The sequence below is a fragment of the Candidatus Methylomirabilota bacterium genome (genome assembly GCA_036005065.1).
Taxonomy (GTDB): domain Bacteria; phylum Methylomirabilota; class Methylomirabilia; order Rokubacteriales; family DASRDR01; genus DASYQW01.
On record DASYQW010000079.1, the window covers coordinates 1 to 9,836 of the forward strand.

Genomic DNA, 9,836 nt, shown 5'->3' on the forward strand with positions numbered 1-9,836 from the left:
GCCGAACGGCCTATTGTCGTGACGATGCTACAGATGACGACGCGCCGGGCCGGCGAGAGCCACGCCAGCCTGCTCGAGCGCCCGGTTCCGCTTCACTTCCGGGTTCGGGAGCATCTCATCCAGCTCATGAGCTCGGGAGCGCTGACGCCCGGCGATCAGGTGCCGACCGAGCAGGAGCTCATGGACCGCTTCAAGGTCAGCCGGACCACCGTCCGTCGGGCCCTCCAGGACCTGGTCACCGTCGGGGCGGTCCGCCGGCATCCGGGCCGGGGCAGCTTCGTGGCGGAGCCCCGCATCGAGCAGGAGCTCCGGCGGCTCACGGGTTTCGTGGAGGACATGGAAGCCCTGGAGTTGACGCCGACCGCCAAGGTGATCAAGGTCGCGTCGGCGTCCGCCAACCTGGAGGTGGCTCAACAGCTGCGACTCCCGGCCGGGACGCGCGTCGTGCACATTCAGCGGGTCCGCATCGCGAACGGCGAGCCCATCTCCTTCGACGATACCTACCTTCCCACCGACATCGGCGAGCAGATCGCGCAGGAGAACCTGGTCGTCGATCCCATCTTCATGCTCCTGGAGCGCAAGTACGGCATCCAGCTCAGCGAGGCGGAGTACCGCATCGAAGCCTCCACGGCGAATGTGGCCATCGCTCGGCATCTGGGCGTGCGGACCGGGACGCCGATGTTCCTCATCAAGCGGACCACCTGCGCGCTGGACGGGCGGCCGATCGACTATGAGCGTCTGTACTACCGCGGCGATCGCGTGTGCTATCGGATGAGGCTACAGCGCTGAACCGCTCCGGCGGGCGCCACGACTACCCGGACGCCTTTCCAGCTGGCGATCGGACGCTCCCCCTGAGCGAGCTCCAGGTCGGCCGCGTCTTCGGGCCGCTCGTCTACCGGCTGAGTCCGGAGGCCGTCGAGCGCTATCGGGCGGCGCTGAAGGCGGGGCCCGCCGGCCCGGGTCCAGACGCGGCCGAGATCGTCCCGCCCATCCTGAGTTGCGCAGTGGGGCTCGTCAAGACGACCCTGGCCGGGAGATGGCCGGACAGCACGGTCCACATCAGCCAGCGTCTCGCGGCCCGGGCGCCGTTGCGCATCGGCGACACGGTGTCGCTGGAAGTCAGGGTCGAGGCCCTCGAGGGCCGGACGGTCGTGCTCGCCCTGGCCACCCGCCGGCTCGGTGAGGCGCCGGCCGTACGGGCCTGGATGACCATCCGATGGGGACGCGAGGATGCCTGAGCCGACGGCCCCGTTCGAAGCCGACTGGGAGATCACCCCGCAGATGATCCACGCCTTCGGGACCATCACGGGCGCCGACGCGCGCATTCACTGGGATGCCGAGTACGCGCGGGGCACGCGCTTCGGGGGCGTCGTGGCGCCCGGCATGCTGGTGACCGGGCTCCTCGACGCCTGGCTCACCCGACTCGGTCTCGGGTGGCCGGCTCACGGCGAGCTGGAGACCCGTTACGTGGCGCCGGTCCGGCCGGGCGACCGGCTGGTGGCCCGCCTGTCTCCGATCGAGGGCGCCTCCGCCACGGGTCCGCTCCAGTTCGGCATCGAAGGCCGGGTGGGGGAGGCGCTGGTGCTTCGCGGCCACTATCGACCCGGGGCCGAAAGCGGCTGAGGCGCTCACGCCGGGCATAAGGTCGTATTGACATGACATTATCCCAAATCTATACTCGGCCGCATGACGCGGCGTCCCGGTCCGGAGGTGGACAGCAGTAGGACCCGGCCGGGCGAGGGCCTTCGTCCGCTGCTCTCCCCACAGTCGGTCGCGGTGGTCGGGGCTTCCCGGGACCGTGCCAAGAACTCCGGCAAGCCCCTGGCCTTCCTCCTGGATCACGGCTACCGCGGCCGCATCTACCCGGTGAATCCCCATCACGCCGAGGTTCAGGGACTCCGGTGCTACCCTTCCGTCCGCGACTTGCCCGAATCGCCCGACCTGGTGGTGATCGTCGTGCCGGCGGACCGCGTCCCGGCGGCCGTGGAGGAGTGTGCCCAGGCCGGCGCTCGGGCCGCCGTCCTCCTGGCCTCCGGCTTCGCGGAAGTGGGCGAAGCGGGACGCGTGGCCGAGGCTCGGATCGTCGAGGTGGCCCGGCGCGCCAACATGCGGATCTGCGGGCCGAACTCGGTGGGCATCATCAACGCCCATGAGCGTCTGACGGCGACGTTCAGCCAGGCACTGGAGCGAAAGCGGATCACCCCGGGTTCGCTCGCCCTGGTCAGTCAGAGCGGGAACTTCGGCACCTTCATGGTGGAGCTCACCGAGCGGAGACAGCTCGGCTTCTCGGTGTTCGTCAGCAGCGGCAACGAGGCGGACGTCTCGTTCCTCGAGTATTGCGACGCGCTGATCGGATCGCCCCAGGTGGCGATGATCGGTGGCTACGTGGAAGGCCTCCACGACGGGCGTCGGCTGATCGAGGTCGGGCACCGGGCCCTGACCGCCGGCGTCCCGCTCGCCTTCGTCAAGGTCGGTCGCGGAGCCGCCGCCCGGGCGGCCCTCTCTCACACCGGCGCCGTGGTCGGCTCGGACCAGGTATACGACGGGGCGTTTCGACAGGCTCGCGTGCTCCGCATCCGGGACGAAGATGAGCTGCTGGACACGGCGGCCCTCCTGGTGAACAACCCGCTCCCGGAGGGCCGGCGCCTGGCCATCGTCTCCGTGTCCGGAGGGGGCGCCACCATGCTGGCGGATGCGTGTGACCGATACGGGCTGGTGCTGCCCACGCTCGGTCAGCGCGCGCAGGCCCGGCTGCGGGAGGTGGTGCCGTACTTCGGCGCGGTCACCAATCCGGTCGACCTGACCGGCCAGGTCCTGACTTTGGACTCAGGCCTCGGCCACTGTCTCGAAGCCGTCCTCGCCGATTCCGAGATCGACGCGGCGGTGGTGTTCCTCGGGATGATGCAGCGTCAAGGCCCGCGGCTCGCCACCGAGCTGCTCGACGTGCGGCGGCGCGCCACCAAGCCCATCCTGGTCGCCTGGATCGCCGGCCCCGACGAACCCGTCGCGCAGCTGCGCGCCGAGGGCCTGTGCGTGACGACCGGCCCATCGGTGGCCGCCATTCGCGCACTCGGTAATGCCGTCCGGTACGCGGAGTGGCGGAAAGAGGGACCGCGCCATCGCGGGCCGGTTCGCCCCGGACCGTCTCCCGCGCGCGTGGTCGAACTCCCCGAGGGACTGCTCACCACGCCGGAAGCGGCCGAGGTGCTCCGGGACAACGGGGTGCCGTTCGTCACCACCAGCGTCGCCCGAAGCGAGGAGGCGGCCGCCGAGATCGCCCGGCGGCTCGGCTTCCCGGTCGCCCTCAAGGCCAACGGGCGAGGGTTGGCTCACAAGACCGAGGCGGGCGCGGTGCGCCTCGGCTTGGATTCCGACGGGGCCGTCCGGGAGGCGTTCCGGCAGGTCACCGGCGAGCGGGCCCGGGCATCGTCCGGCCTCGCGGGGGACGGCGTGGTCCTCCAGCCCATGGTCGGAGACGGCGTCGAGGCCATCATGGGGCTGCTGGAAGACCCCCAGTTCGGATGGATCGTCTCGGTCGGGGCGGGGGGTGTCTTCACCGAGCTGCTCGGCCGGACGGCGGTCCGGGTCGCGCCCGTGGACCGGGACGAGGCGCTGGCGATGGTCCGCGAGGTCCCGGCGTTGGAGACGCTGCTCCGCGGATTTCGCGGGATGCCGGCCGCCGATGCCGGGTCGCTGGCCGAGGTCATCTCGAGGTTCTCGGGGCTGCCGGCGGCGTTCGGGGGGCGTCTCCTCGAGGCGGAGCTCAATCCGGTGATGGCCCGGGGCCGCCGGGTGCTGGCCGTCGACGCGCTGATTCGGCTCGGCCCGGCTCCGGGGTCTCCCCGATGAGACCGGTGTCCCCGGTCGGGGACGTGACCGACCAGGTCTTCGGCATCGTCGTGGAGGCCGTGCATCACCGCTTCGAGGGGCGTGTTCCGGCGCTGGAGGACATGACGTTTCACGCTCGCCCTCGCGAGTTTCTCGCCATGGTCGGCCCCAGCGGCTGTGGAAAGACCACGATTCAGAACATCATCGCCGGACTCTTGCCCGTCCAGGCGGGTCGGGTGCTGATCGCGGACCAACCCCCGAAGGCCGGACGCGTGGACGTGGCCTACATGTTCGCGCAAGACGCGCTCCTGCCCTGGCGCCGGACGATCGACAATGCGCTCTTCGGCCTGGAAGTGCGCTACGGAAGAACGCCCGACATGCCGGAGCGGGCCCTGGCCATCCTGAGCGCGGTCGGGCTCAAGGGATTCGAGAAGGCCTATCCGCGTCAGCTGTCCCAGGGGATGCGGCAACGGGTCGCGCTGGCCCGAACGTTTCTCATGCCGAGTCCCGTCCTCTTGATGGACGAGCCGTTCGGTGCCCTCGATGCGCACACGAAGCTGCTCCTGGAGCAGCTTCTGCTGACGCTCTGGGAGGCGGACAAGCGGACGGTCCTGTTCATCACCCACGACTTGACGGAGGCGATCGTCCTGGCCGACCGCATCCTGGTCTGCACGGCGCGCCCCGGCCGCATCAAGGCAGAGATCGAGGTCGAGCTCCCGCGTCCGCGACGGATCGGTGAGCTGCAGCGAAACGAAGGCTTCCATCGCCTCTATCAGCGCGTGTGGCGTGACCTCGAGCAGGAGCTGTCGGGATGAGTCCCGGCGACCTCGGGGCGACCTCGGCGCGGGTGTCGGCGGTGCGGGAGCCCGCCCCCGGCGGGCGGTCTCTGGTGGCCGGCGCCGGGTCCCGGCGGCCCGGCACCCTGGAGCGCTGGCGCCTGGGCCTCTGGATGGGGCGGGCCGGAATCGGGGCGCTCGTCATCGTCGCCTGGACGGTGGCGGTCCGCGCGCGCTGGGTCGACAAGTTCTTCGTCAGCGAGCCGTCCGACATCTTTCGGTTCCTGGTCGGCCACTTCGTCGGCGAAATCCTCCCCCACGGCGCCGTCACGGTGGCGTCGACCTTGATCGCCTTCGCACTGGCCGGGACGTGCGGTGTGCTGGCCGCGCTCCTGCTGTCGGAGGTTCCGCTGCTCCGCGAGCTGCTCGACCCCTTCATCACCGCGCTCAACGCGCTGCCCCGCATCGCCCTGGCTCCGCTGTTCATCCTGTGGTTCGGCATCGGCATCGCCTCCAAAGTGGCGGTCGCCTTCAGCCTGACGTTCTTCATCGTCTTGCTCAACACCATGGCGGGGTTCAAGAACGTCGATCCGAATCTCCTGCGTCTGAGCCGGTCGCTCGGCTGCTCTCGCTGGCAACAATTCACCAAGATCACGTTCCCGTGGGCGGTGCCGAGCATCTTCGCCGGGTTCAAGCTCGGGATCATCTACTGCTTCATGGGCGTGATCCTCGGAGAGATGCTGGCCTCCAAGGCCGGCCTCGGGCAGCTGGTCGTCTTCTACGCGGGTGTGTTCCGTACCGACGGCGTGTTGGCGATCTTGCTCGTGCTGGCGGTGGCGGCCATCCTGTTGTCGGCTGTCGCTGACTGGGTCGAGAGTCTGCTCCTGGGAAGCTGGATCGAGCCGTTTGGGAAGAGGACCTGAGGCCGGACGGCCGCGCCGTCAAGGAGGGCGCCGACATGACCGCCTTTCGACCGAGCTCCGGGTGGGGTCGAACCGTGCTGGCTGCGCTGATCGGTCTGGGGCTCGGTGTCGCAGCCGGGACCGGACAGGCCCAGACGGCGGCGCCGCCCCCGACCAAGATCACCATCGCGGTGTTCACCGGCTCGCTTCAGAGCCTCATTCCCTGGGTGGCGGATGCCCAGGGTTTCTACAAGGCGAACGGGCTCGACCCGTCGATCCTGCTGACGGATGTCGGGACGCAGATGGTCACCAACGTGGCCAGCCGGGGCGCGGAGTTCGTGACGCTGGCGATCGACGTCATGGGTGGGGCGGTCAAGCGGGGTCTCGACGTGGTGCTGGTGTCCGGGAACCTCACGGGCAACCCCTTCGCCGTCCTGGTGCGCAAGGGCGTGCCCCTGCCGAACGCCGGGAAGTATCCCGACGTCGTCCGCGATCTCAAGGGTCTCAAGTGGGGCGTCCAGGTGCGCGGGGGGAGTACCGAGCTCACGCTGCGCGCGATGGCCAGGGAGGCCGGACTGAACGTCGACCGGGACATGGCCTGGATTCCCGTGGGGGGCCCGGCCACCGCGCTCCCGGCGCTCAAGAACGCGTCGATCGACCTCTATATCGGCTTCGACCCGATCATCCAGGTCTCGACGGCCAACGGCTTCGCGACGGTCGCGGTGGACATGCGGAAGGGGGAGGGGCCGGCCGACTTCCAGCGAGTGGACTACAACGGCGTCTGGGTGCTGCGCAGCTACCTCCAGCAGAGCCCGGACGTCGTGCGGAGGTTCGTGAAGGCCCAGGAGGAAGCGGATTGCTGGGCGCACGACGCCAGGAACTTCGACGCGCTGGTCTCGCTGATCAAGCGGAACGTCCCGGTCGAGGGACTGACCGACGAGCAGGTTCGCCAGATGGTCCGCGACAATCTGCCGATCCTCGGCAGCACCTTTCAGCGGTCGTCGATCGACAAGTGGAACGGGCTGCTGGTTCAGAACAACGTGATCCCGAGCCCGCTGGACGCCAACCAGATCCTGTGGTCCGGACTCCCCGCCCGGAACTCTCGATGCTGAATCGGCGGTGCGGCCGGCCGGACCCCCGACGGATGCCGCCGGCGTGGGCGCTTCGGCGGTGGACTCGGCGCGTGTCGTGGTGACGACCGAGCTCTTCCTGCTGGTGACGCTGGGGGTGCTGGCCGCCGGCCTCATGGCCGGCATCACCGGGTTCGGGTTCAACCTCCTCAGCGTGCCCCTGCTGGTCCTGCTCTACGAGCCGCACGTGGCGGTGGTGATCTCCCTCTGCCTCGGCCTGATCGTGTCCGGAGCGCTGCTCACGTCGAGCCGGGTGCGGAGACAGGTCGACACCCGACTGACGACGGTTCTGTTCGTGTCCAGTCTGTTCGGGTTGCCGCTGGGCGTCTGGGTGTTTCAGGCTTCCTCGCCGGCCGCGCTGAAGGTGGGGGTCGGCGCGGTCACCGTCGTCTACGCCCTGGTGGCGCTGGCGGGGAGTCGGTTTCGGCTGACGGGGGAGCGCTACCTCGGAGCGTCGGCCGGATTCGTGAGCGGCTTGCTGGCGACCAGCACCGGGTTGAGCGGACCCCCGGCGATCCTGTTCGTTCATTCCCGCGAGCTCGCCCCCGCCGACTTGCGCGCGACCCTGGCCGCCTACGTGTTTCTCGTGACGCTGGCCGGCCTCCCACTGCTGTGGGCGATCAGCGCGGTTCCGGCCGCGACCGTTCTGCCCTTCATTCCGCTGGCGCCCATCGCGCTGGTGGGTCTCGGTCTCGGCCGCTGGGTCTTCCGGCGGATCGGGTCGGGGCTGTTCGATCGGTTAGTGGTGGGTGGCCTCTTCGCCATGGGCCTGCTGAACCTTCTGACGGCCGTGCGCTGAGGAGCCGAGATGGAGACGCGGCTTGACGGGAAGGTGGCGCTGATCACCGGCGCCAGTCGGGGCATCGGTCTGGCCATCGCCGAGGGGCTGGCCGAGGACGGGGCGTCGGTCGGCATGGCGGCCCGGACCAGCGGTGTGCTGCGAGAGGCCGCGGAACGGGTGGCCCGGCGGTACGGCGTCAAGACGCTTCCCGTCGAAACGGACATGGGCGACCGGCGCCAGGTCGCCCGCCTGGTGCGGGCCGTCGGGGAGACGTTCGGGCGAATCGACATCGTCGTCAACGGGGGAGCGGACGTCCCCAGCAGCCCGCCGCTCCAGGCGACGGAGGAGGACTGGGAGTCCGGCATCGCGACCAAGCTGCTGGGGTATGTCCGCTGCACCCGCGAGGCGCTGCCGTGGATGGAGTCGGCCGGTGGCGGCGCCGTGATCCACGTCGTGAGCATCAGCGGCCGGGAGCCGGTCGGCGCCAGCGGCGTGCCGGGCGCCGTCAACGCGGCCTTGCTGAATCTCACCAAGACCATGGCCACCGAGCTCGCCCCGCGCGGCATTCGGGTCAACGCCGTCAACCCCGGCTTCACCGCCACCGGCCGCATGGAGCGGCACACGGCGGCCATGGCCAGGGAGGCCGGAGTCGACCAGGCGGTCCTGAAGGATCGGATCCTCGGCATGACGCCGCTCGGGCGCTTCGCCCAGGCGGCGGACGTCGCGAACCTCGTTCGGTTCCTGGTGTCGGACCGGGCCTCCTTCATCACGGGCGCCGCCTTCACCATCGACGGCGGCTTCACGCGGGGAGCCTTCTGACCATGGCCCGGGAGCATGGGAGCACTCCGCCGGCCGGCCGGCCCGCGACCGGGGACCGATACTTCCTCGTCGTGCTCGTGGACATCGACCCGCGTGAAGAGGACGCCTTCAACCGCTGGTATGACGAGGACCACGTCCCGGCCATCGTGGCGTGCCCGGGGCTCGTGAGCGGCAAGCGCGGAGTGGCCGTCAGTCCCGGTCAGAGCCCGCGGTACATCGCCTTCTACGAGGCGACCAGCTTCGAGGCGTTCGACTCCCCGGAGTTCACCCGCGTTCGCGGGTGGGGGCCGTTTGCCGAAAAGATCAGGAATCGGACCCGACTGGAGTTCCGCATGATCGGGTCGCACTGGGCGCGGGACGAGGTCGGTGAGGTGAGGGCGGCTCGATCCTGGCAGCCGGTCTTCGAGCCGGAGTCGCCGGCGGGCCGCTGACCCCCGAGGGGTGCCGCGGTGACGAGCAGGGAGGCCAGGGCCCGGATTGGCGCGGGGTCGCGGCTCAATGCCTTCATCTCGCTGACCGGCGAGGAGGGGGACGGGCCGGTCGTCGCGGTCAAAGACCTGATCGACGTGCGCGGGTCGGTGACCACCGGGGGCGGAATCATCCTGCCGAAGGAACCGGCTCTCGCTGACGCGACGGTGATCGGGCTCATCCGCCGACATGGGTGCCTCGTGGTGGGCAAGACCAACCTCGACGAGTGGGCGGCGGGGGCGACCAGCGAGAATCCGCACTACGGCGCGGCGCTGAACCCCAGGGATGAAAGCCGCGTGGCCGGTGGGTCGTCCGGAGGCTCGGCGGCAGCCGTGGCCGCCGGCATGTGTGACTGGGCGATCGGAACCGACACCGGGGGCTCGATCCGGACGCCCGCCGCCCTCTGCGGCGTCGTGGGCGTGAAGCCGACTCACGGCTGGGTCTCTCCCGACGGCGTGATTCCGCGCAGCGAGACCCTGGATGTCGTCGGTCCCCTGGCCCCCGACGTGACGGCGGCGTTCGGCGCGCTCGAATGCATGACGCACGAGTCGGGATTGGTCCCCACGCGGCCGCGATCCCCCCGCGATTTCCGGCTGGCGGTGCCGCAGGGCTGGGTCGACGGACTCGACGCCCGGACCGCGACCATCTGGGAACGCGTGCGCGCCGGGCTGCCCGAGATTCCATTCCCCGACCGGGAGCGCATGGTCGCCGTTCAGCAGATCATCGCCCGGGTCGAGGCGGCGGCCTACCACCAGACGTGGCTGCAGGCGTGCCCCCACCTGTACGGCCCAGACGTCCTCGAGAGCCTGCGCGCCGGGTTGAAGATCTCCGGAGTGGACTACCGGACCGCCCTCGCCGAGCGTCGCCGCCTCATCGCCGAGGTGTCCGGCGCCATGGGCACCTGGGACGCGCTCGTCCTGCCGACGACGGCCTGCATCGCCCCGCGCCTCGGGACTCCGGGCGTGACGGAGCCGCTGAGCCGGTTCACCCGCCCCTTCAGCCTCACGGGCCAGCCGGCGATCAGCCTGCCGGCACCCGCCCCCGGCCTTCCGGTGGGAATCCAGGTGGTCGGACACCTGGGGGCGGACCGCGCCCTGGGCGAGGTCGCTCTTGCGCTCGAGCGCGCGTGGCG

At 70.3% G+C, this 9,836-nt stretch carries 11 protein-coding genes; all 11 read left to right on the plus strand.

Features of this window, described 5'->3' with window-relative positions; genetic code table 11:
• Positions 1-33: 33 nt before the first annotated feature.
• On the plus strand, positions 34-789 hold the full coding sequence (locus VGW35_06110) for a GntR family transcriptional regulator (GenBank protein ID HEV8307224.1): 756 nt from the start codon (positions 34-36) through the stop codon (positions 787-789).
• The gene (locus VGW35_06115; GenBank protein HEV8307225.1) at positions 762-1,238 is read left to right on the plus strand and encodes a hypothetical protein; all 477 of its coding nucleotides are present in this window, start codon (positions 762-764) and stop codon (positions 1,236-1,238) included. The genes VGW35_06110 and VGW35_06115 overlap by 28 nt, the downstream gene beginning before the upstream one ends.
• Positions 1,231-1,623, plus strand: a complete 393-nt coding sequence (locus VGW35_06120) for a MaoC family dehydratase (GenBank protein ID HEV8307226.1) — start codon at positions 1,231-1,233, stop codon at positions 1,621-1,623. Before VGW35_06115 ends, VGW35_06120 begins: the two co-directional genes overlap by 8 nt.
• A gap of 63 nt (positions 1,624-1,686) precedes the next feature.
• Complete coding sequence (locus tag VGW35_06125) at positions 1,687-3,849, plus strand: acetate--CoA ligase family protein (GenBank protein ID HEV8307227.1); 2,163 nt, start codon at positions 1,687-1,689, stop codon at positions 3,847-3,849.
• A 5-nt stretch (positions 3,850-3,854) separates the two neighbouring features.
• Complete coding sequence (locus tag VGW35_06130; protein HEV8307228.1) at positions 3,855-4,643, plus strand: ABC transporter ATP-binding protein; 789 nt, start codon at positions 3,855-3,857, stop codon at positions 4,641-4,643.
• Positions 4,640-5,527 carry an ABC transporter permease gene (locus tag VGW35_06135; protein HEV8307229.1) on the plus strand — a complete coding sequence of 296 codons (888 nt, stop codon included), beginning with the start codon at positions 4,640-4,642 and terminating at the stop codon, positions 5,525-5,527. Before VGW35_06130 ends, VGW35_06135 begins: the two co-directional genes overlap by 4 nt.
• Before the next feature lie 35 nt (positions 5,528-5,562).
• Positions 5,563-6,618 (plus strand): ABC transporter substrate-binding protein, encoded by a 1,056-nt coding sequence (locus tag VGW35_06140; GenBank protein ID HEV8307230.1) that lies wholly within the window; start codon positions 5,563-5,565, stop codon positions 6,616-6,618.
• Between the two features lie 43 nt (positions 6,619-6,661).
• A complete protein-coding gene (locus VGW35_06145) occupies positions 6,662-7,435 on the plus strand; it encodes a sulfite exporter TauE/SafE family protein (GenBank protein ID HEV8307231.1) in 774 nt (257 codons plus the stop codon).
• Between the two features lie 9 nt (positions 7,436-7,444).
• Positions 7,445-8,236, plus strand: coding sequence for an SDR family oxidoreductase (locus tag VGW35_06150; protein ID HEV8307232.1), 792 nt, complete (start codon positions 7,445-7,447; stop codon positions 8,234-8,236).
• 2 nt (positions 8,237-8,238) lie between these two features.
• Positions 8,239-8,667 carry a hypothetical protein gene (locus VGW35_06155; protein HEV8307233.1) on the plus strand — a complete coding sequence of 143 codons (429 nt, stop codon included), beginning with the start codon at positions 8,239-8,241 and terminating at the stop codon, positions 8,665-8,667.
• Between the two features lie 18 nt (positions 8,668-8,685).
• On the plus strand, positions 8,686-9,836 hold a 1,151-nt coding region (locus VGW35_06160; protein HEV8307234.1), incomplete at its 3' end, for an amidase.